This window comes from Streptomyces sp. 5K101, from assembly GCF_046506645.1.
Taxonomy (GTDB): Bacteria; Actinomycetota; Actinomycetes; order Streptomycetales; family Streptomycetaceae; genus Streptomyces.
This window is the reverse complement of the sequence record NZ_JBKFFO010000010.1, coordinates 266068-289143: the sequence shown is the minus strand read 5'-3', so window position 1 is coordinate 289143 and position 23076 is coordinate 266068. Positions and strand designations below refer to the sequence as shown.

The window sequence follows — 23076 nt, the reverse complement described above, 5'->3', positions numbered from 1 at the left end:
GTCCGGCCGCCGGTGTATTCCTTGCATGAGACGGTGGGAGGGGACCCTGGAGGGGGGTCGCATCACCGACGAGGGCACGGTGATCGCCCGCGTGCGCGCCGGGGAGCCGGAGGCGTACGCGGAGCTGGTCCGCGCCCACACGGCGGTCGCCCTGCGGGCGGCGGTCGCCTTCGGCGCGGGCGCCGACGCGGAGGACGTGGTGCAGGTCGCGTTCCTCAAGGCGTATCAGGCGCTGGGGCGGTTCCGGGACGGCGAGAGGTTCAGACCGTGGCTGCTGCGGATCGTGGCCAATGAGACGAAGAACACGGTGCGTTCCGCCGTGCGGGCCCGCGCGGTCGCCGGGCGTGAGGCACTGCTGCTGGGCGCCGAGCCGCGGATACCGGAGTCGGCGGACCCGGCGGTGGCGGCGCTGGCCGGGGAGCGGCGCGGGCTGCTGCTGGCGGCGCTGGGCGAGCTGAGCGAGGACCAGCGCCGGGTGGTCGTCTACCGGTATCTGCTGGAGATGGACGAGGCGGAGACGGCCGAGGCGATCGGATGCCCGCGCGGCACGGTCAAGTCCCGGCTCAACAGGGCGCTGGCCAGGATGGGCCGGCTCATAGGAGCGGCGGAAGGAGGTGGGGAGCGTGACTGAAGGTGCGCACGGCGAGGACCGTGACGACGGTGCTTACGAGGCTGCGGATGTGCTGGAGCGGGAGCTGCGGATGCTGGGGCGCGGGCTGCCGGTGCCGGACGTCGACGGCGGGACGATGGCCGAGCGGGTGCTGGCGCAGCTCCTCGCCGAGTCGGCGGGCCCGCCCGCGGCGGCCGTCCCGCCGGGCCGGTGGCGCCGGGCCGGGCGACGGCTGCGCAGACGGTGGCGCGCCCTGACGGCGGGGCTCTCCGGGGTGCTGGTGGTCCTCGTGCTGACGCCGCCGGTGCGGGCGACGGTCGCGGACTGGTTCGGCTTCGGGGGCGTCGAGGTGCGTTACGACCCCTCGGCGCCGCCCCGCACGGCTGCGCCGGTGCCCTGGTGCCACGGCCCGGCCGGCGCCGAGGGGCTCGCGGACGCCGGGCGGCGTGCCGGGTTCACACCGAGCGTGCCGGGTGCGCTCGGGGCGCCGGATGCGGTCTCGGTGAGCGAGGGGCCCGCTGGGCGGACGGTGGTGAGTCTGTGCTGGCGGGAGGACGGAGGGACGATCCGGCTGGACCAGTTCCCGGCCAGGCTGGACATGGGGCTCGCCAAGGAGGCGCGGGCCAGGCCCCAGTGGCTGACGTTGGAGAGCGAGGGCTCGGCCGGGACGGGGCTGTGGTTCGCCGAGCCTCACACGCTGCGGTTCGGCATGACGGACGCGCGCGGGGCCACCTGGGTGCGCTCCGAGCGCACGGCGGGCCCGACACTGCTGTGGACGGTGCCGGACGCGGCCACGACGCTGCGGCTGGAGGGCGTGGCGGAGCTGCCGCGCGCCAGGGAGATCGCCGAGTCGACGGGCACTGACTCGACGGGCAGCGGGTCGGCGGGCATCGGCTCGATCGGGTAGCGGGGCGACGGGCATCGGCTCGATGTGGGGGGCGACTGGCATCCGTTCGACGGGCGGAGAAGGCCGCCGGAAGGTCCGGCGAAAGGGGAACCGGCGTCGGTCGGGCGGTGTACCAGAGGTGACGCGGTGCGGACGGTCCGTACCGGCGTCGGCTGGGGGAAGACATGCGACTGCTACGACGGCTGGCCGCGCTGGCGACGGCGCTCGCGCTGACCTGGTTCCTCGCGCCCGCGGCGGTGGCGGGCGGCCCGACGAGCGCGCTGCTCATCTCGCCGGAGAGCGGTGAGTCGGCCGCGCTGTACCACTCGGACTCGGAGTACGAGCTGCTGTCGGACCTGCTGGAGCCCGCCGCCGCGGGCCGGACCGCACGGCCTCCGTCACTGGACGAGGCGATGGGGACGCGGCAGATCACGGTGACGTGGATGGTCCATGACGTGCAGCCGTGGCGGGTGGACCGGGTGTATCCGGGAGCCGGCGGAGGATCGGTGTGGATCCATCGCTCGACGGCCATGGAGTCCCAGCGGGGCACATGGCACGAGGCGGCGGACCCCGTCAACCTGACGAAGTTGTTCCACGAGCTCGGGCTGATGGGCCCGAAGACCGGTGGCGGCGGGGGCTCGGGGGCGGGCTATCCGGCGCCGTGGGCGCGGAGCAGCCCGTCTCCGGCCCCTGAGCCTGAGCCGGCGGCAGCGGGGGCGGGCTCCGCGGACGGCCGGTGGTGGGCCGTCCCGGCCGTGCTGGCGGGCACGGCGCTGGGTCTGGCGCTGCGCCCCCTCGCCACCCGCCTGTCCTCGTTGCCGCCGATACGACGCCGGACCCCGCCCGGCGAGCGGGAGCCACGCCGTCAACTCATCGACGGCTGACGGCATCCGGGAGGGATCGGCCGGAGTCTAGGGCCGGTCCGTGCCTCGGGGCCTGACCGGCCAGGTCGCCAGGCCCGCTGACGGGGCGGGGTGGATGGGACGCCCCCCAACGGCCCAGGGCCGGACGCCCCCGAAGGCCCCGGCCCCGCGCGCCGCGGGCTACGCCGGGAGGCCCGGGGCCGGGTGGGCCGACATCAGGTCGGAGACCTCCGCGCGGATCGCGGCGAGCGCGGCCTCGTCGCCCTTGGCTGCCGCCGCGACACCGCGGTCGATCCACTCGGCGACCGCGGCCATGTGCTCCGTGCCGAGGCCGCGGGAGGTCAGTGACGGGGTGCCGATGCGGATGCCGGAGGGGTCGAAGGGCTTGCGGGGGTCGAAGGGGACGGTGTTGTAGTTGACGACGATCCCGGCCCGGTCGAGCGCCTTGGCCGCCATTTTGCCCGGGATGTCCTTGGAGGTGAGGTCGATCAGGATCAGGTGGTTGTCGGTGCCGCCGGAGACCAGGTCGAAGCCGCGCGCGAGCAGCTCGGCGGCGAGCGCCTTCGCGTTGGCCACGACGGCGTGGGCGTAGTCGCGGAAGGAGGGCTGGGCCGCCTCGTGGAGGGCGACGGCGATCGCGGCGGTGGTCTGGTTGTGCGGGCCGCCCTGGAGGCCCGGGAAGACGGCCTTGTCGACGGCCTTGGCGTGCTCCTCGCGGCACATCAGCATGGCGCCGCGCGGCCCGCGCAGGGTCTTGTGGGTGGTGGTGGACACGACGTCGACGTGCGGCACGGGCGACGGGTGGGCGCCGCCCGCGACGAGGCCCGCGATGTGTGCGATGTCGGCGACCAGCACCGCGCCGACCTCCCGCGCGATCTCGGCGAAGGCGGCGAAGTCGATGGTGCGGGGCAGCGCGGTGCCGCCGCAGAAGATGACCTTGGGCCGTTCCTTGAAGGCGAGGTCGCGCACCTGGTCGAAGTCGATGAGCCCGTCGTCGCGCCGCACGCCGTACTGCACGCCGCGGAACCACGTGCCGGTGGCCGAGACGCCCCAGCCGTGCGTGAGGTGGCCGCCCATCGGCAGCGCCATGCCCATCACGGTGTCGCCGGGCTGGGCGAAGGCGAGGTAGACCGCGAGGTTGGCCGGAGAGCCGGAGTAGGGCTGGACGTTGGCGTGGTCGACGCCGAAGAGGGACGTGGCGCGCGCGACGGCGAGCCGTTCGACCTGGTCGATGTTCTGCTGGCCCTCGTAGTAGCGGCGGCCCGCGTAGCCCTCGCTGTACTTGTTCTGCAGGACCGTGCCGGATGCCTCCAGCACGGCCGCGGAGACGTAGTTCTCGCTGGGGATCAGTCGCAGGGTGTCGGCCTGGAGCAGTTCCTCGGCGCCGACGAGGGCGGCGAGTTCGGGGTCGGCGGCGGCGAGAGCGGGATGCGGCAGGGGAAGGGCCATGGTGTCCTCCGGGACGGTCCGTGACATCGGTCGTGGTCCCGGGGTGCCCAGGCGATCGACACCACGCGTTACTGCCCGCGCGGCTTCCTCGGGGTCAGTTCCCCGTACGCCAGTCGCCGCACGTGTCGTCCACCCTAGCCCGTGTCCGGCGGGCACGCCGACCATCCGGTTTCCCCGTCCGCACGGCGAGCGACGATAGAAACGGGAACACACCCCGGACCGGGGCACCGTCCAGGGGACGGGGCGCCGTCCCTCGCCGGCTGGTCTGTCCTGACGATCGGAGCACCCGTGTCGACCACGACTTCCGCCTTCGCCGCAGCGGAGGCGCACACCGCGCACAACTACCACCCCCTCCCGGTCGTCGTCGCCTCGGCGGACGGCGCCTGGATGACCGACGTCGAGGGGCGCCGCTTCCTCGACATGCTCGCCGGCTACTCGGCCCTCAACTTCGGCCATCGCAACCGCCGGCTGATCGACGCGGCGAAGGCCCAGCTGGACCGGGTCACGCTCACCTCCCGCGCCTTCCACCACGACCGGTTCGGCGACTTCTGCGCCCAGCTGGCCGAGCTGTGCGGCATGGAGACGGTGCTGCCGATGAATACCGGCGCGGAGGCGGTGGAGACGGCGGTGAAGACCGTCCGGAAGTGGGGCTACCGGGTCAAGGGCATCCCTCAGGGACAGGCGAAGATCATCGTTGCGGCGAACAACTTCCACGGCCGCACGACCACGCTGATCAGCTTCTCGACCGACCACGAGGCCCGGGCGGACTACGGCCCGTACACGCCGGGCTTCGAGATCGTGCCGTACGGCGACCTGACCGCGCTCGATGCGGCCATGTCCGCGAACACCGTGGCCGTTCTGCTGGAGCCCGTGCAGGGCGAGGCCGGGGTAATGGTCCCGCCGCACGGCTACCTCCCCGGCGTGCGCCGGCTCACCCGGGAGCGCGATGTGCTCTTCGTGGCGGACGAGATCCAGTCGGGCCTCGGGCGTACGGGGAAGACGTTCGCGTGCGAGCACGAGGGTGTCGTGCCGGACATGTACGTGCTGGGCAAGGCACTCGGCGGCGGTGTGGTGCCGGTGTCGGCGGTCGTGTCGTCCGCCGAGGTCCTCGGGGTGTTCCGGCCGGGCGAGCACGGGTCGACGTTCGGCGGCAATCCGCTGGCCTGCGCGGTGGCGCTGGAGGTCATCGCGATGCTGCGCACCGGCGAGTTCCAGGCGCGGGCGGCCGAGCTGGGCGAGCACCTGCACCGTGAGCTCCGCCTGCTGGCGGAGAGCGGCACCGTGACGGAGGTGCGCGGGCGCGGCCTGTGGGCGGGCGTGGACATCGCGCCGGGTCTGGGCACGGGCCGGGAGATCTCGGAGAAGCTGATGGACCGGGGGGTCCTGGTCAAGGACACCCACGGTGCGACGATCCGGATCGCGCCGCCGCTGGTGATCAGCAAGGAGGACCTGGACTGGGGCCTCGACCAGCTCCGGGCGGTCCTCACGGAATGACCCGCGCTCCCGGCGGTCCTCACGGAATGACCCGGTCACTCCGGGCGGCAACCACCGAATGAGTCGGCCGGGCCCCGCGCTACTCCAGGGACTTGCACAGCGCCTCCAGCGCTCCGGCCCAGGCGCTGTCCGGCGGCGTGGCGTACCCGACGACGAGCCCCTCGCGGTCGGTGGCCCGGGCGTCGGCGTGGCGGAAGGTGGAGAGACCGTGCACGGCGAGGCCGTGCCAGGCCGCGGAGCGGACGGCCTGGCGCTCGGTGCCCGGCGGGAGTTGGAGCACGGCGTGCAGCCCGGCGGCGATCCCGCTGACGCGGACGGCGGGGGCGCGCTCCGCCAGCGCCGCCACCAGCTGGTCACGCCGCCGCCGGTAGCGCAGACGCATCCCGCGGACGTGCCGGTCGTACGCGCCCGATGCGATGAACTCCGCCAGCGTCAGCTGGTCCAGGGCACCGGAGGACCACTCCTCACGGCCCTTGGCCTCCAGCACCTCGCCGACCATGCTCTCCGGCAGCACCATCCACCCCAGGCGCAGTCCGGGCGCGAGGGACTTGCTCGCCGTGCCCATGTAGACGACGCGTTCGGGGTCGAGCCCCTGGAGGGCGCCGACGGGCTGGCGGTCGTAGCGGAACTCGCCGTCGTAGTCGTCCTCGAGGATCAGGCCGCCCGTTCTGCGCGCCCAGTCGACGGCCGCTGCGCGCCGGTCGGCATGCAGCGGAACGCCCAGCGGGAACTGGTGCGCGGGCGTCATCAGCACCGCCCCCACGCCCCGCATCCCGCCCAGCCCCTCCGTGCACGTGCCGGCGTCGTCGAAGGGCAGCGCGGGCGTGCCGAGCCCGGCTCCGGTCAGCAGGTCCCAGTGGATGTCGAGCCCGTACGACTCGACGGCCACCTCCCGCACCCGCCGTTGCCTGAGGACCCTGCCCATCAGCATCAGGCCGTGCACGAAGCCGCTGCAGATGACGACCCGTTCGGGCGCGGCGTACACACCGCGGGCGCGGGCCAGGTAGTCGGCCAGGACGGTCCGCAGTTCGATGCGTCCGCGCGGGTCGCCGTAGCCGAACGCCTCGTGGGGCGCGGCCGTCAGCGCCCTGCGGGCGGCCTTGAGCCACTGCGCGCGCGGGAACGACGCGAGGTCGGGGCTGCCCGGCTTCAGGCTGTAGGCGGGGGCGCCGCGCACGGGTCGCGCCCGCGCCCGGCTCTCCCCCGACGGCGGTGTGCGCGGCGCGGACCTCTGCGCGACCCGTGTGCCGGAGCCCTGCTGCGCGACGAGCCAGCCCTCGGCGACCAGTTCCGCGTAGGCGTCGGCGACGGTGTTGCGCGCGACGCCGAGGTCGGCGGCGAGCGAGCGGGAGGACGGCAGCCGGGTGCCGGGCGTGAGCCGGCCGGTGCGGACCGCCTCCCGCAGGGCGTCCATGAGTCCGCTGCGCAGCCGGGTGCCGCGGAGCTCCAGATGCAGGTCGGCGCCGAAAGTGGCCCAGTAATCTGTCACGAGAATGGACCATACCGCTGAGCCACACGGCCCGTACGGTCGTAGCCATGACGACGAACGACACGTACGCCACCGAAGTCGAGCCCCGTATCCGCGTCTCCGAGCTCCTCCCCGATGTCTACAAGGCCATGATCCGGCTGGACGGGGCCGCCCGGAAGAACCTCGACCCGACCCTGCTGGAACTGGTGAAGATCCGCGCCTCCCAGATCAACCACTGCGCGTTCTGCCTCGACATGCACAGCAAGGACGCGCTGGCCGCGGGCGAGTCGGTGGAGCGCATCGTGCAGCTCAGCGCGTGGGAGGAGTCGCGGCACTTCTACACCGAGAAGGAGCTCGCCGCACTCGAACTGACGGAGGCGGTGACCGTGCTGACGGACGGTTTCGTGCCCGACGACGTCTACGAGAAGGCGGCCAAGCACTTCGACGAGACGGAACTGGCCCACCTCATCGCGTCGATCGCGGTGATCAACGTCTGGAACCGCTTCGCCGTGACCGGCCGGCTGGCCCCGGGCAACTACACTCCCCCGGCTCACTGATCGTCGCCGCGCGGCGCGTCGGGACGTGGGCCCCGGGCCGCGCCCGAGGGGCGGCGTACCTCTGGAACAGCTCAACTGCGTTGCCCAGCACAGCGATCACGACCGACGATCTTGGCATGTTCGGACTCGGTAAGCAGGAGATGTCGGTGCTGGTCCTCCGTGACGCGGAGGACATCGAGGACGCCGTCCGCGCGGCTCTGGGCAGTGCCCCGCCCGAGGAACGCCCCGGCCTGGAGCGAACGCTGGCGCTCGTGACCGAGGCGGGGACACGGCCGGACGGCGAGCTGCACGCCCGCTGGGTCCGCCAGGTCCTCGCGAAGGCGGGCGTCCAGGGCCCGCCGGACTCCGTTCCGGCGATCAAGGCCCTGCGGGAGGCGGCACCGGGCCTGAGCCTGCTGTCGGCGGTCCAGCTGGCGAAGTCGGCGGCCGCCACGCCCGCGGCGTGACGTCGGGGGCCGTCACGCCGGCGGCGTGACGTCGGCATCCGCCGCGCCGACGGTGTGACTCGGCCGCCGCCACGCGGACGGCGTGATTCCGGGCCCGGGGGTGCGGCCTCGGGCCCGGCTCACGGTGCGGGCGTCACTTGGGGAGCCACGCCCGCCACGTCCGCTCGTTCTCCTTCACCCACTTCTCCGAAGCGGCCTGCGGCGACAGCTTCTGCTCGGCGATCATGAGAGCCACGTCGTTCTGCTGCTCCGTCGTCCACCGGAAGTTCTTCAGGAACGCGGCCGCCTCGCCGCCGTTGTCCGCGAACCGCGCGTTCAGGAACTTCTGCAGCGGGGTGTGCGGGTACGCGCACGCCACCTTCTCGGGATCGGCGTCGCAGCCCTCCTTGTACGCGGGCAGCTTCACCTCCGTCATCGGGACCTTCTCGAACAGCCACTGCGGCTTGTACCAGTAGGTCAGGAACGGCTTCTTCTCCTTGGCGAACTGCTTGATCTGCGTGATCTGCGCCGCCTCCGAGCCCGCGAAGACGACCTGGTAGTCCAGGTCCAGGTTCTTCACCAGCGCCTTGTCGTTGGTGACGTACGAGGGCGAGCCGTCGAGCAGCTGGCCCTTGCCGCCGCTCTCCGCCGTCCGCAACCGGTCCGCGTACCTGTCGAGGTTCTTCCAGTCCGTCACGTCCGGGTGCGCCTTCGCGAAGTACGTCGGCACGAACCAGCCGATGTGACCGGTCACGCCGAGATCGCCACCTGGCGCGATGGTCTTCTTGTCGGCGACGTACCGGTCCTCCTGCTCCGGGTGGCCCCAGTCCTCCAGGATCGCGTCGACCCGGCCCTGGCTGAGGGCGTCCCAGGCGGGGACCTCGTCGATCTGGACGGTGTCGACGCGGTAGCCCAGCTCGTGTTCGAGCAGGTACTGCGCCACGGCGACGTTCGCCTGGGCGCCCACCCAGGACTGGACGGACAGCGTCACGGTCTTCGTGCCGTGCGCGTCGGCGTACGGGGACGCCTGGCGGGTCATGTCGGCCGCGCCGCAGCCGGTGACGGCCATGAGGCCGACCGCCGCGGCGAGCGCGGTGATGCGTGTACGAGAAGCCATGTCAGGCCCCCTTTCCGGTGCTGCGGCGGGTCGGCTGGGTGACGCGGTCCAGCATCAGACCGAGGCACACGATCGCCGCGCCGGCGACGAGTCCGGTCGCCAGGTCGCCCTGGGCGAGACCGAACACCACGTCGTAGCCGAGCGCCCCGCCGCCGACCAGGCCGCCGATGATGACGACGGCGAGGACCAGCACGACGCCCTGGTTGACGGCCAGCAGCAGCGCGGGCCTGGCGAGCGGCAGTTGCACCTGGAGCAGCTGCTGGCGGGCGGTCGCGCCGAGCGAGCGCGACGACTCCATGGCGACCGGGTCCACGGCGCGCATGCCCTGTGCGGTGATGCGTACGACGGCGGGCAGCGCGTACACCACGGCGGCGGCGACCGCCGGGGCGCGGCCGACGCCGAACAGCGCGACCACCGGGATCAGGTACACGAACTGCGGCATCGTCTGGAAGACGTCGAGCACGGGGCGCAGCAGGCGTTCCAGTCGGGTGCTGCGGGCCGCGGCGATTCCGGTCGCGAAGCCGGTGACGAGGGTGACCGCGACGGCGGCCAGCACCTGCGAGAGCGTGTCCAGCGCGGGATCCCACACGCCGAGCACCCCGATGGCGGCCATCGCCAGGACGGCGGTCAGTGCGGTGCGCCAGGTGCCGATGAGCAGGGCGAGCACGCCGACCAGCACCAGCACGGCCCACCAGGGCAGCCATTGCAGCCCGTCGCGGACCGGGTCCAGGACCCAGGTGGTGAAGCGGCCGGCCCAGTCGGCGGTGCCGCCGACGAGGGGCACGCCCGAGTACAGGTGGGCGGTCATCCAGTCGACGGCCCGGTTGACGGGCTCCGCGATGTTCACGGTCCAGGCGTCGGGCCAGGCGAGGCGGCCGGCGAGCCGTCCCGCGAGGGCGGCGGCGACGGCGAGGGCGGCGGCGATGGGCCACCCGAGGCGGGCGGCACGGCCGGTCCGCGGCGCGCTGCCGATCCGCTCCCCCGCCGCGGCGGTGACGCGGTCGAGGACGACGGCGAGCAGCACGATCGGGATGCCTGCGGCGAGCGCGGCGCCGACGTCGACCGAGGCGAGCGCCTGGTAGACGCGGTCGCCGAGTCCGCCGGCGCCGATCACCGACGCGATCACGGCCATCGACAGGGCCATCATGATCGACTGGTTGAGGCCGAGCAGCAGTTCGCTGCGGGCCAGCGGGAGCCGGGCGGTCAGCAGCCGCTGGCGCCCGGTCGCGCCGAGCGAGGCCGCGGCCTCCATCACACCGGCGTCCGCGCCGCGCAGTCCGAGCGCGGTCAAGCGGGCCATGGGCGGGGCGGCGTAGACGACGGTGGCGAGGACCGCGGCCGGCACGCCGATGCCGAAGACGAGGACGACGGGCAGCAGGTACGCGAAGGCGGGCAGCACCTGCATGGTGTCGAGCACGGGCCGCAGCGCCCGGTGCGTACGGTCGAACAGCCCGGCGGCCAGTCCGAGGAGCGCGCCGAGCAGGACGGACGCGGCGACCGCGACGACCATGAGGGCGAGGGTCTGCATGGTGGGCACCCACATGCCGAGCAGTCCGCACGCGGCGAACGCGGCGACAGCGGTGAGCGCGAGCCTGACCCCGGCGACCCGCCAGGCGAGGAGCCCGGCGGCGGCGGTGACCCCGGCCCAGCCGGCGGCCAGGAGCACGAGGTAGACGGCGCGCACCGACAGCACGACGGCGTTGCTGACGTGCCCCAGGAAGTGGAGGAAGAGGGGGTGGCTGTCCCGGTTGTCGATGATCCAGTCGCTGGCCCCGCCGAGCGGCCCGGACAGGTCGACGGCGAACCGGTCGGGCCAGGTGCCGCCGCCGACGAGGACGGCGCCGAGGACGAGGAGCACCGCGCCGCCCACGGCGACGACGGCGCCCCGCCGCCGCGCGAGGGCGCGCAGCGCCCCGGTCCCGGCGGTGGGAGCGGTGGTCTCGGCGGTGACGGTGGCGCTCATCGTCCCCACCTCCGGATGAGACGCGGGCGCACGCCGCGCACGGCACGCGTGGGGGCGCATCGGGCGGCGCTTGGGTGCGCAGGGCGCATGCCTGCGCTCCGGCGCAGGGCACCCGGCGTCACACGGCGCACGACGCCCGGCCCGCCGGCAGGCACGGCCCGCTCGCGGGGGACATCGGCGCGCCCGCGCACCGCGGAGCCGCCCGTCACGCCGGCAGGCGTGCCCACGGCACGCGTGCCCGGCGGGGAGATCGTACGGTCGTACCTCATGCCGCCGCCTTTCCGGCCGCCTCCGGCGTGATGCCGGCGACCACCCCCAGCAGCCCTGTCTGGTCCACGACGCCCACGCAGCGGCCGTCCTCGACCACCCGGGCGGTCTCGCCCGTGCGGGCGACCGCCTCGATCGCCTCGTGGACGGTGGCGTCGGGCGCCAGCGCCGGGCCCGTGTCCGTCTCGGACGTCTCGGCGGGTCGCATCGCGGTGCGCACGGTCATGACCTGCTCGCGCGGCACGTCCCGTACGAAGTCCCGTACGTAGTCGTCCGCGGGATCGCCCACGATCTCCTCGGGCGTGCCGAGCTGCACGATCCGCCCGTCCCGCATCAGCGCGATGCGGTCGCCGAGCTTGAGCGCCTCGCTCAGGTCGTGCGTGATGAAGACCATCGTGCGGCCCTCCTCCCGGTGCAGCCGTACGACCTCCTCCTGCATGTCGCGCCGGATGAGGGGGTCGAGCGCGCTGAACGGCTCGTCGAACAGCAGGACTTCGGGGTCGACGGCCAGTGCGCGGGCCAGCCCGACGCGCTGCTGCTGGCCGCCGGACAGCTGGCCGGGGCGGCGGTGCTCCATGCCGGCGAGGCCGACCTTGGTGACGAACTCCGCCGCACGTTCGCGGCGCCGGGCGCGCCCCACGCCCTGGATCTCCAGCCCGTAGGCGACGTTGTCGAGGACCGAGCGGTGCGGCAGCAGTCCGAAGTGCTGGAAGACCATGGCGGCGCGATGACGGCGCAGTTCGCGCAGTCGTCCGGCGTCCATGGACAGCACGTCCTCGCCGTCGATGGCGATCGAGCCGGACGTGGGCTCGATGAGGCGGGTCAGGCAGCGCACGAGCGTGGACTTGCCGGATCCGGACAGGCCCATGACGACGAAGACCTCGCCCTTGCGGACGTCGAACGACACGTCACGCACGGCGGCGGTGCAGCCGGTGCGTTCCCGCAGGTCGGCGGGGGTGAGGGCGCCCAGCGCGGGGTCGGCGGGCACCCGGTCGGCCTTCGGTCCGAAGACCTTCCACAGGTCGCGTACGGAGAAGACGGGCGGCGGCGGAGTGTTCATCAGGAAGTACCTCCCAGGAGGTCGGCGCATTTCTCCCCGACCATCAGCACGCCGATCATCGGGTTGACGGCGGTCATGGTCGGGAAAACGGAGGCGTCGGCGATCCGGATGCCGTCGAGCCCCCGGATCCTCAGGTCGGGCGCGACGACGGCCAGTTCGTCGTCGGCCGCACCCATCCGGCAGGTGCCGGCGGGGTGGTAGACGGTGTGCGCGACCTTGCGCGCGTACGCGCTGAGCTCCTCGTCCGAGGTGACCTCGGGTCCCGGGCACACCTCCCGCTTCAGCCAGCCGGCCAGCGGCTCCCGGGCCGCGATGCGCCGGGCGATGCGGATGCCGTCGACGAGGGTGCGGCCGTCGTAGTCGTCCTCGTCGGTGAAGTACCGGAAGTCCAGGGCGGGCTTGACCTCGGGGTCCGCGCTGGTCAGGTACAGCCGGCCGCGGCTCCTCGGCTTGGGGATGTTGGGCGTCATCGACACGCCGTGCGCGGGGCGTTCGTAGCCCAGGCGCTCCGGGTTGTCGGTGAACGGGATCTGGTAGAAGTGGAACATCAGGTCGGGCCCGTCCGATGCGGGATCCCGGCGGACGAACAGACCGGCGTCGCTGTCCATCGCCGAGTTCTCGGGGATCGGCCCGTGGGTCTCCCACACGATGACGGACTCGGGGTGGTCGAGCAGGTTCTCGCCGACGCCCGGCAGGTCGTGGACGACGGGGATGCCCAGCTTCTCCAGGTCGGCGCGTGGCCCGATGCCGGAGTGCAGGAGCAGCCTCGGGGTGTCCACGGCGCCCGCGCACACGAGGACCTCGCGCCGGGCGCGTACGACGTGCTCCGCGCCGTCCTTGGTGCGCACGTGCACGCCGGTGGCGCGCGTACCGTCCAGCTCCAGGCGGAACGCCCAGGTCTCCAGGGCGATGTGCAGGTTCGGCCGGTCGAGGAAGGGGTGCAGGTACGCGACCGAGGCCGAGGAGCGCTTGTTGTTCTCCGGGTGGTACGCGAGGTCGAAGAATCCGACGCCCTCGTGGAACGGCTTGCTGTTGAAGCCCTCGATGCGCGGCACTTCGAGCGCGGACTGCGCGGCGTCGACGAAGTCGCGGGCGATGGCGTTCCGGTCGGCCTCGTCGACGGGGACGATGTTGTTGCGCAGCTTGGCGAAGTACGGGTCCATCGACGCGGCGTCCCACCCCTCGGCGCCCGCATCGGCCCACTCGTCCCAGTCGGACGGCAGCGGCTTGAAGGCGATGAGGGTGTTGTGGGAGGAGCAGCCGCCGAGCACGCGGGCGCGGCTGTGGCGGATGTGCGAGTTGCCGCGGGGCTGCTCGGTGGTCGGGTAGTCGTAGTCCAGTTCGCCGCCGAGGAGTCCCATCCAGCGGCGCAGGGTGAGCACGTCGTCGCGGCCGACGTCGCTGGGGCCGCCCTCGATGACGGCGACGGTGACGTCGAGGTCCTCGGTGAGGCGGGAAGCGATCACGGATCCGGCCGTTCCGCCGCCGACGACGACGTAGTCGTACACGGTGTGGTGCTCGGTCATGTGCTGTTCTCTCCGGCTCAGCCCGCGAACCAGCGCACGGGGCGCGGGGCGAGGTTCTGGTAGATGTGCTTGCTCTCGCGGTACTCGGCGAGGCCCGTCGGGCCCAGCTCGCGTCCGGTGCCCGACTTCCCGAAGCCGCCCCACTCCGCCTGCGGGAGGTAGGGGTGGAAGTCGTTGATCCACACGGTGCCGTGGCGCATCCGTGCGGCGACGCGGCGGGCGCGGCCGGCGTCGGCGGTCCACACGGCGCCCGCGAGGCCGTACTCGGTGTCGTTGGCGAGGGCGACGGCCTCCTCCTCCGTACGGAACGTCTCGACGGTGAGGACCGGCCCGAAGATCTCCTCGCGGACGACCCGCATCCACCGGTTGCACCGGTCGAGGACGGTGGGCCGGTAGAAGTAGCCGGGTCCGTCCGGACGTTCGCCGCCCGCCCGGAGCACGGCGCCCTCCTGCAGCGCGGACGCGACGAAGTCCTCGGTCCTGGCGAGCTGCTGCGCGGAGACGAGCGGGCCGCACTCGACGCCCTTCTCGGTGCCGCGCCCGAGCCGGATCTTCTCGGCGCGGCGGGCCAGTTCGGCGACGAACCGCTCGCGCAGGGACTCCTCGACGATGAGGCGTGATCCGGCGGAGCAGACCTGGCCGCTGTGGATGAAGGCGGCGTTGAGCGCCTGGTCGACGGCGGTGTCGAAGCCTTCCTCGGTCGCGCAGGCGTCGGCGAAGACGACGTTGGGGTTCTTGCCGCCGAGTTCGAGGGCCACCTTCTTGACGGTGTCGGCGGCGGCGCGGGCGACCTTGGTGCCGCTGACGAGCCCGCCGGTGAAGGAGACGAGGTCCACGTCGGGGTGCTCGGCGAGGCGCGCGCCGACGGTGTCGCCGGGACCGGTGACGAGGTTCGCGGCGCCGGGGGGCAGCCCGGCCTCCATCAGGAGGTCCATCAGCGCGACGGTGGTCAGCGGCGTGATCTCGCTGGGCTTGATCACGAAGGTGTTGCCCGCGGCGAGCGCAGGCGCGATCTTCCAGCTGGCCTGGAGCAGCGGGTAGTTCCAGGGCGTGATCAGGGCACACACGCCGACGGGTTCGTGGACGACCACGCTGTGGATCTCGTCGCACCCGGCGTCGACGACGCGCCCGCCGCTCTCGTTCATGACGAGGTCGGCGAAGTAGACGAAGGCGTCGCGCACGCAGTCGACGTCGGTGCGGCCCTCTTCGAGGGTCTTGCCGGCGTCCTGGCTCTCCAGCCCGGCGATCCGTTCCCGGTCGCGCTCCAGCAGGGCGGCGACGCGGCGCAGCAGGGCGGCCCGCTCGGCGACCGGCGTACGCGGCCAGGTCCCGTCGTCGAAGGCGGCCCGTGCGGCGGCCACGGCGTCGTCGGCGTCGGCGACGCCGCCTTCCGAGACGACGGCGAACACACGCGTGTCGACGGGGTCGATGATCTCGCGCGTGGCGCCGGAGGCGGCGGATCGCCATTCTCCGCCCACGTGGATGGTCTGTTGTGCTGCCGACACGTCCTGTTTGGCCTTTCGTTCCCGTTTTGCCTTGCACCGGTCACAACCCGGCGATCTGGCCGCCTGCCCGGGGATCCGAAATCCATGCGGAACGGTTAACGGAAAGTGTCGTGCTTCACACAGTGCGTGCGACGTGCGTCACTTCCCCGTGTCGAACGAGACCCAGACATCGCTCACGGCGTCGGCGCTGCCCGGGCCCGGCCTGCGCTCCTCGGTCCATGCGGCACCGGCGACCCTGGTGGCCACGTCCCGCCAGAAGCGCGCGGCACCCGCGTTCTCCTCCTGGAACGGGATGCCCCACGGCCCTGGATGCCGCCCCACCACGTCCAGCGCGACCCGCGTCCCGACCCCGCTCCTGCGCAGAGCGCGCACGACGAAGAACGCGCTCATCACGCGCGTCGGCTCGGCCAGCCCGCGTACGAGGACGAACCCGGCGGCGCACTCACCGCTGGTCAGCAGGTACAGCGCCCGGTCGGGGTGGTCGAAGGCGGCGTCGAGGCGGTCACTGGTGAACGTCCCGTCCGGCGCGGGAAGCGGCCCGACGAACTCGGACAGGTCGTGCCGGAACAGCTGCCACAGCCGCTGAAGGGCGGGCCGGTCACCGGCCCCGGCGAGGCGGAGAGCAAGGGCGTCGGTCATGGAACTCCTCCGGTCGAACGGTCACTGCCCCGAAACGAGGAAAAGCCTCCCGGCCCGGAAGGTGTCCGAGCCGAAAGGCTTGCAGCGCCAGGCATGCCGGCCAATCGGCCGTCCCCGGGGCCGAGTTCAGCACCTTCCGGCCCACCCCCTAGGGTCCACGTCATGACCACGACGTTCAGCGAGCCCTTCCTGCGGCTCACCCGGGAGCACGCCGCTTGGGGTGCCGAGCAGCTCGAGACCTTCAACGAGTTCCTGCCCATGGGCGAGTGGAGCGCCGACCTCGGGCAGTGCCTGTACCGGCAGTCCGGCCGAGAGCTGCGGATCTCGCTGCTCGGCACGTTCGACACCGACGAGCAGTCGTGGCTGTGGGCCTGGGCCAACCCGGGCTTCCAGGGCTCACCCGTGGCGCGGGCCGCCGAGTCGCTCCGCGCGTACGGCCGGACCCATGGTCTGCCCGAGTTCACAAGTGAACTGCTCCGCCTCGCCGCACACGAGGAGCCGCGCCGCGCGGCGGAGACCCTGGCGTTCACCGCGATGGGCGTCCTCGGCGCGTCCGGCTACATCGGCGTGCAGGCCAACCCGTCCGCCCGCGCCTACCTGCTCCCCGACGACCCCAGGTCCCCGTCGCCGAACCGAACGCGATCACGCTCCCCCGTGTCCTGCTCACCGGCGCGGGACTGCTCGGCGGCTCCGCCCGGCAGGTCGTCGAGGGCTACTTCGCCCACCACGACCTGCCGGTGCGCCGGACGGCCGACCGCATGAGCGCGGGCCTCCCCGACGGCGGCACGGTGGACGTCCTGTTCGACGACCTCGACCGCATCGCGTCGGTGCACATCAACTCGGGCTCACCGGCAGCCGTCTGAACGCACGCCTGGTCCGCCCGCCGATACCGACCCCCTGGACTCGCTCCAGCCGGCCTCCCCCCGCGACGGCACGGGCGGTCGTGAGCCCTGGCGTTCGACGGCACCGGCGTGTGGGTCGTCGACATCGGAAAGCCATGACCCGGCGCAGCAGGACACCGCCCCCGGCGGCCGAAGCCGACGGGGGCGGGAAAACGCAGGCGGGGTGCGTCAGATGAGGCCGAGCTCGCGGACCGCCGCGCGCTCCTCCTCCAGCTCCTTCACGGACGCGTCGATGCGCGCACGCGAGAAGTCGTTGATCTCCAGGCCCTGGACGATCTCGTACTTACCGTCCTTGCAGGTGACCGGGAAGGAGGAGATGAGGCCCTCGGGGACGCCGTAGGAGCCGTCCGACGGGATGCCCATGGAGGTCCAGTCGCCCTCGGCGGTGCCGTTCACCCACGTGTGGACGTGGTCGATGGCGGCGTTCGCGGCGGACGCGGCCGAGGACGCGCCCCGGGCCTCGATGATCGCGGCGCCGCGCTTGGCGACGGTCGGGATGAAGGTGTCGGCCAGCCACGCCTCGTCGTTCACGGTCTCGGCGGCGTTCTTGCCGGCGATCTCCGCGTGGAAGATGTCCGGGTACTGGGTCGCCGAGTGATTGCCCCAGATGGTGAGGCGCTTGATGTCGGAGACGGCGGCGCCGGTCTTGGCGGCCAGCTGGGAGATCGCGCGGTTGTGGTCGAGGCGGGTCATCGCGGTGAAGCGCTCGGCCGGTACGTCCGGGGCGGCGGCCTGCGCGATGAGCGCGTTGGTGTTGGCCGGGTTGCCGACGACGAGGACCTTGATGTCGTCCGCGGCGTTGTCGTTGATGGCCTTGCCCTGCGGCTTGAAGATGCCGCCGTTGGCGGACAGCAGGTCGCCGCGCTCCATGCCCTTGGTGCGGGGGCGGGCGCCGACGAGGAGGGCGACGTTGGCGCCGTCGAAGGCCACGTTCGGGTCGTCGGTGATGTCGATGCCCCTGAGCAGCGGGAAGGCGCAGTCGTCGAGCTCCATGGCGGTGCCCTCGGCGGCCTTCAGGCCCTGCGGGATCTCGAGCAGGCGCAGCTTGACCGGCACATCCGCGCCGAGCAGGTGGCCGGAGGCGATGCGGAAGAGCAGCGCGTAGCCGATCTGGCCGGCCGCGCCGGTCACGGTGACGTTGACGGGAGTGCGGGTCATGGCGATCTCCGTATGACAGCTGGCGGTGGGCAACACTGCCCCTCGTGCGGGACATCTCGTCCACGCCCGACCTGAATCTTGACGTGAAGAGAATTCCAGCGGTCAGGCTATCCGACCCGGACCCTCAGCAATCCACGCCCCCTTGTGGCGCGGCTCACCCGTCCGAACCGCCCGCGAGGCCGCTTCACCCACCGTACGGCGGGTCGCGCCGTAGTGGGTGTCGCGCGCGCGGACGGCGTGTACGGGGCTGGACCGGTGTTGACCAGCCGTTCCTTCCGTGGCGGAACGATCACACGATGGCGGAATGGTCACCTCCGTGCCACAGGCCCCAGCCGCCCCTTGAACGCCGTTGGCGCGTGCATGACCCTTGAAACACGACGGCGCCCGTCCTCCCTCGGGGGAGAGGACGGGCGCCGTTCGCCGTTCGTGGAGCCGTGGCGGTGGCCGTGGCCGGTCAGCGCACGGTGAAGTGGACGGCGTCCTCGAGGATCGGGATGTCCAGCCACGGCTTCGGCTGCGTCACCAACGCCAGCAGCACGATCGCCACGCCCAGCACGCCGTACGTGATCATGTCCGTGAAGCGCGAGCGTACGGCCAGCATGCCGACCGAGTGCAGGCAGCGCCGCAGGACGGCCCCGGTGATGAGCGCGGCCCCGATGAGGATCGCGCCGATCCGGAACGCCTCCGCGAAGGCGTCGGTGCCCACGATGAGGATGCCGGCCGCGGCCATGCCGAGGACGGTGAGCAGAGGCCACTGCCGCGCGGGTGCGGGGGCGTCCTTGGGCGCGGCACGCCCGCCGCCCTCGGGCCGCGCGGTGTCCCGCGTGACGGCGGGAGGCCGCCGTGAGGGCTTCTTCTCCCCGGTCTCGCCGGGACCTGTCTCCGGCCGCGCGGCACCGGCGAAACCGTCGCCGTCGGCCCGGCCGTCCCCGCCCGGCGCGCCGGCGCCCGTGTCACCGTCGCGACCGCCAGGTCCCGCGACGGGCGCGTCGGTGGCCGCCGCCCCGTCCGCGACAGCCCCGGCCGGCGCGCCCGCGTCCGCGTCCGCGTCCTCGGGGACGTCGTTCGTGCGTACGCCCATCGCGCCGGCTCAGCCCTCGGTCGTGGCCGACGCCGCGCGCTCGGCCGCCTCGACCACGTTGACCAGCAGCTGCGCGCGGGTCATCGGGCCCACACCGCCCGGGTTGGGGGCGACCCAGCCGGCCACCTCCGCGACACCGGGGTGCACGTCGCCGACGATCTTGCCGTTCTCGTCGCGGCTGACGCCGACGTCCAGGACTGCCGCGCCCGGCTTGACGTCCTCGGGCTTGACCAGGTGCGGGACACCGGCCGCGGCGACGATGATGTCCGCCTGCTTCAGGTGCGCCGACAGGTCGCGGGTGCCGGTGTGGCACTGCGTCACCGTGGCGTTCTCCGACTTACGGGTCAGCACCAGCGGCATCGGGCGGCCGATGGTGACGCCGCGGCCGACGACCACGACGTTCGCGCCCTTGATCTCGACGCCGTGGTGGCGCAGCAACTGCACGATGCCGTACGGCGTGCAGGGCAGCGGGCCCTCGATGCCGAGCACGAGGCGGCCGAGGCTCATCGGGTGCAGACCGTCGGCGTCCTTGGCCGGATCCATGAGCTCCAGGACACGATTTGCGTCGATGCCCTTGGGAAGCGGGAGTTGCACGATGTAGCCGGTGCACTCGGGGTTCTCGTTGAGCTCCCGGACGACCGCCTCGATCTCCTCCTGCGTCGCGGTCTCGGGCAGTTCACGCTGGATGGACGCGATGCCGACCTGCGCGCAGTCGCGGTGCTTGCCGTTGACGTACCAGCGGCTTCCCGGGTCGTCGCCGACGAGCAGGGTCCCCAGCCCCGGGGTGACACCCCGCTCCTTGAGGGCCGCCACGCGGGCGGTCAGATCGGACTTGATCGCGGCTGCGGTGGCCTTGCCATCGAGAATCTGGGCAGTCATACCCCCATCCTCCCGGATGCACCCGTCCCGGTTCCAATCCGGTCCGCCGCGATCTCGCAGTCCGGGCGAACGGCAGGTTGCACTTGCACAACACATACGGATACCGACTGGACAAGAAGTCGACGGTGATACGACGATGATCCGCGCAGTGCCGCGGGCAGTGCCGGGGGGCAAAACAGGAAATAACCATGCAGTTCCTCCGCTCGGACCGCGTCGTCCCCGGAACATCCAACGGAGGAACCCCACCCATGAGCTTCGGCGACCCGAACAACCCGTACGGCCAGCAGCAGGGCCAGCAGCCCGGCTACGGCTACCCGCAGGCCCCGCCGGCCCAGCCCTACGCCGGCGGCTACCCGACCGGTCCGACGGAGATGCCGGGCGGCGTCAAGGCGGCCCGTGTGATGCTCTTCATCATCGCCGGCTTCCAGGTCATCGGTGCGATCTTCGCCGCCATGGGCGCCGTCGGTCTCAACAAGGCCAAGGACGACCCGGCCCTCAAGGACGACATCCAGTTCCAGCAGATCGCCGACATGTCGGTCGGCGCCGTCTGGGCCATCGCGTTCCTGATCCTGGCCTGGGGTGTGCTCGCCATCGTCCTCGGCGCCAAGTTCGGCAGCGGCGGCAACGGCATCCGCATCACCGCCATGGTCTTCGGCATCATCACGGCCGTTCTCGGCATCTACCCGTTCGTCCTGATCGGCCTGGTGCACACCGTGCTCGCCATCCTCATCACCGTCTTCGTCGGCAAGTCCGACGGCGGCGCATGGTTCAACCGCCAGCGCGCCTGATCCGCCCAGCACCTCACGTGCGAAGGCCGTGAACCCGGCTCCGGCGAGGGTTGACGGCCTTCGGCTGTTTCCGGTCAACGGGCCCTCCCCCGACGGCACCTGGGACGCACGAGGCCGCGCGGATACGGAGAGGCCCGCCGCGCGGGTCGCGCGGCGGGCCTCCTGGGTGCTCCGCGTCCCGCGGAGGACGCGGTCAGTGGAAGAAGTGGCGCGTACCCGTGAAGTACATGGTCACGCCCGCCTTCTTCGCCGCCTCCACGACCAGCTCGTCGCGGACCGAACCGCCCGGCTGGACCACGGCCTTGACGCCCGCGGCGGTCAGGATCTCCAGGCCGTCAGGGAAGGGGAAGAACGCGTCGGACGCCGCGTACGAGCCACGCGCGCGCTCCTCGCCCGCGCGCTCGACGGCGAGTTTCGCCGAGTCGACGCGATTGACCTGGCCCATGCCGACGCCGACCGAGGCGCCGTCCTTGGCGAGCAGGATCGCGTTCGACTTGACCGCGCGGCAGGCGCGCCAGGCGAAGGCCAGCTCGGCGAGCTCGTCGGCGGACAGCGCCTCGCCCGTGGCGAGCGTCCAGTTCGCCGGGTCGTCGCCGTCGGCCTGGAGGCGGTCGGTGACCTGGAGCAGCGCGCCGCCGTCGATCGGCTTGAGCTCGACCGGGTTCGCCGGGGCGCCCTCGGCGCGCAGCACGCGGATGTTCTTCTTCTTGGCCAGGACCTCGACCGCGCCGTCCTCGTAGCCGGGCGCGACGATGACCTCGGTGAAGATCTCCGCGACCTGCTCGGCCATCGCGACCGACACCGGGCGGTTGACGGCGATCACGCCGCCGAACGCGGACAGCGGGTCGCAGGCGTGCGCCTTGCGGTGCGCCTCGGCGACGTCCGCGCCGATCGCGATGCCGCACGGGTTGGCGTGCTTGATGATCGCGACGCACGGCTCGTCGTGGTCGTACGCGGCCCGGCGCGCGGCGTCGGTGTCCGTGTAGTTGTTGTACGACATCTCCTTGCCGTGCAGCTGCTCGGCCTCGGCGAGACCACCGGTGCCGGAGGTGTAGAGCGCGGCGGGCTGGTGCGGGTTCTCGCCGTAGCGCAGCACGTTCTCGCGCTCCCACGTGGCGCCGAGGAAGTCGGGGAAGACCGTCTCGTCGGCGGGGGCGTAGGAGGACGCGAACCAGGAGGCGACCGCGACGTCGTACGCGGCGGTGTGCTGGAACGCCTCGGCCGCGAGCCGCTTGCGGGCCGCGAGGTCGAAGCCGCCCTCGCGGACGGCGGCGAGAACGTCCGCGTACCGCGCCGGGCTGGTGACGACGGCCACGGACGGGTGGTTCTTGGCGGCGGCGCGGACCATGGACGGGCCGCCGATGTCGATCTGCTCGACGCACTCGTCGGGGCTCGCGCCGGAGGCGACGGTCTCCTTGAACGGGTACAGGTTCACGACGACCAGCTCGAAGGGCGCCACGCCCAGCTCGGCGAGCTGCTCGCGGTGCGCGTCGAGGCGCAGGTCCGCGAGGATTCCGGCGTGCACGCGCGGGTGCAGCGTCTTGACCCGGCCGTCGAGGCACTCGGGGAAGCCGGTCAGCTCCTCGACCTTGGTCACCGGGACACCGGCGGCAGCGATCTTCGAGGCGGTCGAGCCGGTGGACACGAGCTCGACGCCTGCCTCGTGCAGCCCGCGGGCAAGCTCCTCAAGACCCGTCTTGTCGTAGACACTGATCAATGCGCGACGGATGGGCTTGTTACCCGACTTATTCACCGACATGAACCTTTCGTCCCTCAATGCGGTAGCCGTGCCGGGCGAGACGCCCCACGACCTCGACGAGCAGCGAACGCTCGACTTCCTTGATGCGCTCGTGCAGAGCGGCTTCGTCGTCCGTGTCCCGGACCTCGACCACGCCCTGGGCGATGATCGGTCCGGTGTCGACGCCGTCGTCGACGAAGTGGACGGTGCACCCGGTCACCTTCGCGCCGTACGCGAGCGCGTCCCGCACGCCGTGGGCACCGGGGAAACTGGGCAGCAGCGCAGGATGCGTATTGACGATGCGCCCGCCGAACCGCGCGAGGAACTCCTTCCCCACGAGCTTCATGAACCCCGCCGAGACCACCAGGTCCGGCTCGTACGCGGCGGTGGCCTCGGTCAGGGCCGCGTCCCACTCCTCACGGGTGGCGAAATCCTTCACCCGGCACACGAAAGTCGGCAGCCCCGCCCGCTCGGCCCGCTCCAGACCGGCGACACCCGACCGGTCCGCGCCGACGGCGACGACCCGCGCCCCGAACCCGTCGGGATCGGCGGCGATGGCATCGAGCAGGGCCTGGAGGTTCGTCCCCGATCCGGAGACCAGGACGACGAGACGGGCGGCAGCCACGAGGAGCTCTTTTCACGTTGCGGTGCGGCTTTGTGTGGTCGTACGAACGAATCGCATCCCTGGATACGGGGAACTC

At 72.5% G+C, this 23076-nt stretch carries 21 protein-coding genes and 1 riboswitch; of the genes, 8 read left to right on the top strand and 13 right to left on the bottom strand.

Annotated elements, in window-relative coordinates:
- The first annotated feature begins 25 nt into the window (after positions 1 to 25).
- From ACLB9X_RS21235 to ACLB9X_RS21225, 3 genes are all read left to right on the top strand, one after another.
- Positions 26 to 631 carry an RNA polymerase sigma factor gene (locus ACLB9X_RS21235; RefSeq protein ID WP_410361946.1) on the top strand — a complete coding sequence of 202 codons (606 nt, stop codon included), beginning with the start codon at positions 26 to 28 and terminating at the stop codon, positions 629 to 631.
- Positions 624 to 1517 (top strand): hypothetical protein, encoded by an 894-nt coding sequence (locus ACLB9X_RS21230; protein WP_410361945.1) that lies wholly within the window; start codon positions 624 to 626, stop codon positions 1515 to 1517. Before ACLB9X_RS21235 ends, ACLB9X_RS21230 begins: the two co-directional genes overlap by 8 nt.
- Before the next feature lie 164 nt (positions 1518 to 1681).
- On the top strand, positions 1682 to 2380 hold the full coding sequence (locus ACLB9X_RS21225; protein WP_410361944.1) for a hypothetical protein: 699 nt from the start codon (positions 1682 to 1684) through the stop codon (positions 2378 to 2380).
- Between the two features lie 159 nt (positions 2381 to 2539).
- On the opposite strand, the gene glyA is transcribed toward ACLB9X_RS21225, so the two are convergent.
- Positions 2540 to 3808, bottom strand: a complete 1269-nt coding sequence (gene glyA / locus ACLB9X_RS21220) for a serine hydroxymethyltransferase (RefSeq protein WP_410361970.1) — start codon at positions 3806 to 3808, stop codon at positions 2540 to 2542.
- A 38-nt stretch (positions 3809 to 3846) separates the two neighbouring features.
- A riboswitch (ZMP/ZTP riboswitch) is annotated at positions 3847 to 3935 on the bottom strand.
- A gap of 161 nt (positions 3936 to 4096) precedes the next feature.
- Between glyA and rocD the strand changes: the two genes are divergently transcribed.
- On the top strand, positions 4097 to 5302 hold the full coding sequence (rocD, locus tag ACLB9X_RS21215) for an ornithine--oxo-acid transaminase (protein WP_410361943.1): 1206 nt from the start codon (positions 4097 to 4099) through the stop codon (positions 5300 to 5302).
- Between the two features lie 79 nt (positions 5303 to 5381).
- Here the strand turns inward: rocD and ACLB9X_RS21210 are convergent, their stop codons facing one another.
- Positions 5382 to 6791, bottom strand: coding sequence for a PLP-dependent aminotransferase family protein (locus ACLB9X_RS21210; RefSeq protein ID WP_410361942.1), 1410 nt, complete (start codon positions 6789 to 6791; stop codon positions 5382 to 5384).
- 47 nt (positions 6792 to 6838) lie between these two features.
- On the opposite strand from ACLB9X_RS21210, the gene ACLB9X_RS21205 reads away from it, so the two are divergent.
- Positions 6839 to 7327: a carboxymuconolactone decarboxylase family protein gene (locus ACLB9X_RS21205; protein WP_410361941.1), complete on the top strand. Its 489-nt coding sequence runs from the start codon at positions 6839 to 6841 to the stop codon at positions 7325 to 7327.
- Positions 7328 to 7443: 116 nt separating this feature from the next.
- Positions 7444 to 7773, top strand: coding sequence for a hypothetical protein (locus ACLB9X_RS21200; protein ID WP_410361940.1), 330 nt, complete (start codon positions 7444 to 7446; stop codon positions 7771 to 7773).
- A gap of 133 nt (positions 7774 to 7906) precedes the next feature.
- Here ACLB9X_RS21200 and ACLB9X_RS21195 read toward each other — a convergent pair whose 3' ends face one another.
- The 6 genes from ACLB9X_RS21195 to ACLB9X_RS21170 all read right to left on the bottom strand — a co-directional run bounded on the left by ACLB9X_RS21195 (position 7907) and on the right by ACLB9X_RS21170 (position 15829).
- Positions 7907 to 8869, bottom strand: a complete 963-nt coding sequence (locus tag ACLB9X_RS21195) for an ABC transporter substrate-binding protein (RefSeq protein WP_410361939.1) — start codon at positions 8867 to 8869, stop codon at positions 7907 to 7909.
- 1 nt (position 8870) lies between these two features.
- Positions 8871 to 10832, bottom strand: a complete 1962-nt coding sequence (locus ACLB9X_RS21190; RefSeq protein ID WP_410361938.1) for an ABC transporter permease subunit — start codon at positions 10830 to 10832, stop codon at positions 8871 to 8873.
- A gap of 265 nt (positions 10833 to 11097) precedes the next feature.
- Entirely contained in the window at positions 11098 to 12159 is a 1062-nt protein-coding gene (locus tag ACLB9X_RS21185; RefSeq protein ID WP_410361937.1) for a glycine betaine/L-proline ABC transporter ATP-binding protein, read from the bottom strand.
- Positions 12159 to 13685: a GMC family oxidoreductase gene (locus tag ACLB9X_RS21180; protein ID WP_410361936.1), complete on the bottom strand. Its 1527-nt coding sequence runs from the start codon at positions 13683 to 13685 to the stop codon at positions 12159 to 12161. Before ACLB9X_RS21180 ends, ACLB9X_RS21185 begins: the two co-directional genes overlap by 1 nt.
- Positions 13686 to 13702: 17 nt before the next feature.
- On the bottom strand, positions 13703 to 15190 hold the full coding sequence (locus tag ACLB9X_RS21175; RefSeq protein WP_410361935.1) for an aldehyde dehydrogenase family protein: 1488 nt from the start codon (positions 15188 to 15190) through the stop codon (positions 13703 to 13705).
- A 138-nt stretch (positions 15191 to 15328) separates the two neighbouring features.
- Positions 15329 to 15829, bottom strand: a complete 501-nt coding sequence (locus ACLB9X_RS21170) for a GNAT family N-acetyltransferase (protein ID WP_410361934.1) — start codon at positions 15827 to 15829, stop codon at positions 15329 to 15331.
- 162 nt (positions 15830 to 15991) lie between these two features.
- Between ACLB9X_RS21170 and ACLB9X_RS21165 the strand changes: the two genes are divergently transcribed.
- Positions 15992 to 16591 carry a DUF6882 domain-containing protein gene (locus tag ACLB9X_RS21165; protein ID WP_410361933.1) on the top strand — a complete coding sequence of 200 codons (600 nt, stop codon included), beginning with the start codon at positions 15992 to 15994 and terminating at the stop codon, positions 16589 to 16591.
- A gap of 308 nt (positions 16592 to 16899) precedes the next feature.
- Here the strand turns inward: ACLB9X_RS21165 and ACLB9X_RS21160 are convergent, their stop codons facing one another.
- The 3 genes from ACLB9X_RS21160 to ACLB9X_RS21150 all read right to left on the bottom strand — a co-directional run bounded on the left by ACLB9X_RS21160 (position 16900) and on the right by ACLB9X_RS21150 (position 19849).
- Positions 16900 to 17889: a malate dehydrogenase gene (locus ACLB9X_RS21160; RefSeq protein WP_410361932.1), complete on the bottom strand. Its 990-nt coding sequence runs from the start codon at positions 17887 to 17889 to the stop codon at positions 16900 to 16902.
- Between the two features lie 454 nt (positions 17890 to 18343).
- Positions 18344 to 18970, bottom strand: coding sequence for a DUF3017 domain-containing protein (locus tag ACLB9X_RS21155; protein WP_410361931.1), 627 nt, complete (start codon positions 18968 to 18970; stop codon positions 18344 to 18346).
- A 9-nt stretch (positions 18971 to 18979) separates the two neighbouring features.
- On the bottom strand, positions 18980 to 19849 hold the full coding sequence (locus ACLB9X_RS21150) for a bifunctional methylenetetrahydrofolate dehydrogenase/methenyltetrahydrofolate cyclohydrolase (RefSeq protein ID WP_410361930.1): 870 nt from the start codon (positions 19847 to 19849) through the stop codon (positions 18980 to 18982).
- A gap of 248 nt (positions 19850 to 20097) precedes the next feature.
- On the opposite strand from ACLB9X_RS21150, the gene ACLB9X_RS21145 reads away from it, so the two are divergent.
- The gene (locus ACLB9X_RS21145; RefSeq protein WP_410361929.1) at positions 20098 to 20637 is read left to right on the top strand and encodes a hypothetical protein; all 540 of its coding nucleotides are present in this window, start codon (positions 20098 to 20100) and stop codon (positions 20635 to 20637) included.
- A gap of 193 nt (positions 20638 to 20830) precedes the next feature.
- Here ACLB9X_RS21145 and purH read toward each other — a convergent pair whose 3' ends face one another.
- Both purH and purN read right to left on the bottom strand, forming a co-directional pair.
- On the bottom strand, positions 20831 to 22396 hold the full coding sequence (gene purH / locus ACLB9X_RS21140; RefSeq protein ID WP_410361928.1) for a bifunctional phosphoribosylaminoimidazolecarboxamide formyltransferase/IMP cyclohydrolase: 1566 nt from the start codon (positions 22394 to 22396) through the stop codon (positions 20831 to 20833).
- Positions 22383 to 23000, bottom strand: a complete 618-nt coding sequence (purN, locus tag ACLB9X_RS21135; RefSeq protein WP_410361927.1) for a phosphoribosylglycinamide formyltransferase — start codon at positions 22998 to 23000, stop codon at positions 22383 to 22385. Before purN ends, purH begins: the two co-directional genes overlap by 14 nt.
- Positions 23001 to 23076 lie beyond the last annotated feature (76 nt).

Excerpts from the sequence above, each read along its gene's own strand:
- ACLB9X_RS21160 (WP_410361932.1), bottom strand. The coding sequence starts at position 17,889 with ATGACCCGCACTCCCGTCAACGTCACCGTGACCGGCGCGGCCGGCCAG.
- ACLB9X_RS21195 (WP_410361939.1), bottom strand. The coding sequence starts at position 8,869 with ATGGCTTCTCGTACACGCATCACCGCGCTCGCCGCGGCGGTCGGCCTC.
- glyA (WP_410361970.1), bottom strand. The coding sequence starts at position 3,808 with ATGGCCCTTCCCCTGCCGCATCCCGCTCTCGCCGCCGCCGACCCCGAA.
- ACLB9X_RS21150 (WP_410361930.1), bottom strand. The coding sequence starts at position 19,849 with ATGACTGCCCAGATTCTCGATGGCAAGGCCACCGCAGCCGCGATCAAG.
- ACLB9X_RS21155 (WP_410361931.1), bottom strand. The coding sequence starts at position 18,970 with ATGGGCGTACGCACGAACGACGTCCCCGAGGACGCGGACGCGGACGCG.
- ACLB9X_RS21180 (WP_410361936.1), bottom strand. The coding sequence starts at position 13,685 with ATGACCGAGCACCACACCGTGTACGACTACGTCGTCGTCGGCGGCGGA.
- purH (WP_410361928.1), bottom strand. The coding sequence starts at position 22,396 with ATGTCGGTGAATAAGTCGGGTAACAAGCCCATCCGTCGCGCATTGATC.
- ACLB9X_RS21200 (WP_410361940.1), top strand. The coding sequence starts at position 7,444 with ATGTTCGGACTCGGTAAGCAGGAGATGTCGGTGCTGGTCCTCCGTGAC.
- ACLB9X_RS21190 (WP_410361938.1), bottom strand. The coding sequence starts at position 10,832 with ATGAGCGCCACCGTCACCGCCGAGACCACCGCTCCCACCGCCGGGACC.
- ACLB9X_RS21205 (WP_410361941.1), top strand. The coding sequence starts at position 6,839 with ATGACGACGAACGACACGTACGCCACCGAAGTCGAGCCCCGTATCCGC.
- ACLB9X_RS21165 (WP_410361933.1), top strand. The coding sequence starts at position 15,992 with ATGACCACGACGTTCAGCGAGCCCTTCCTGCGGCTCACCCGGGAGCAC.
- ACLB9X_RS21235 (WP_410361946.1), top strand. The coding sequence starts at position 26 with ATGAGACGGTGGGAGGGGACCCTGGAGGGGGGTCGCATCACCGACGAG.
- ACLB9X_RS21225 (WP_410361944.1), top strand. The coding sequence starts at position 1,682 with ATGCGACTGCTACGACGGCTGGCCGCGCTGGCGACGGCGCTCGCGCTG.
- ACLB9X_RS21170 (WP_410361934.1), bottom strand. The coding sequence starts at position 15,829 with ATGACCGACGCCCTTGCTCTCCGCCTCGCCGGGGCCGGTGACCGGCCC.
- ACLB9X_RS21185 (WP_410361937.1), bottom strand. The coding sequence starts at position 12,159 with ATGAACACTCCGCCGCCGCCCGTCTTCTCCGTACGCGACCTGTGGAAG.
- ACLB9X_RS21145 (WP_410361929.1), top strand. The coding sequence starts at position 20,098 with ATGAGCTTCGGCGACCCGAACAACCCGTACGGCCAGCAGCAGGGCCAG.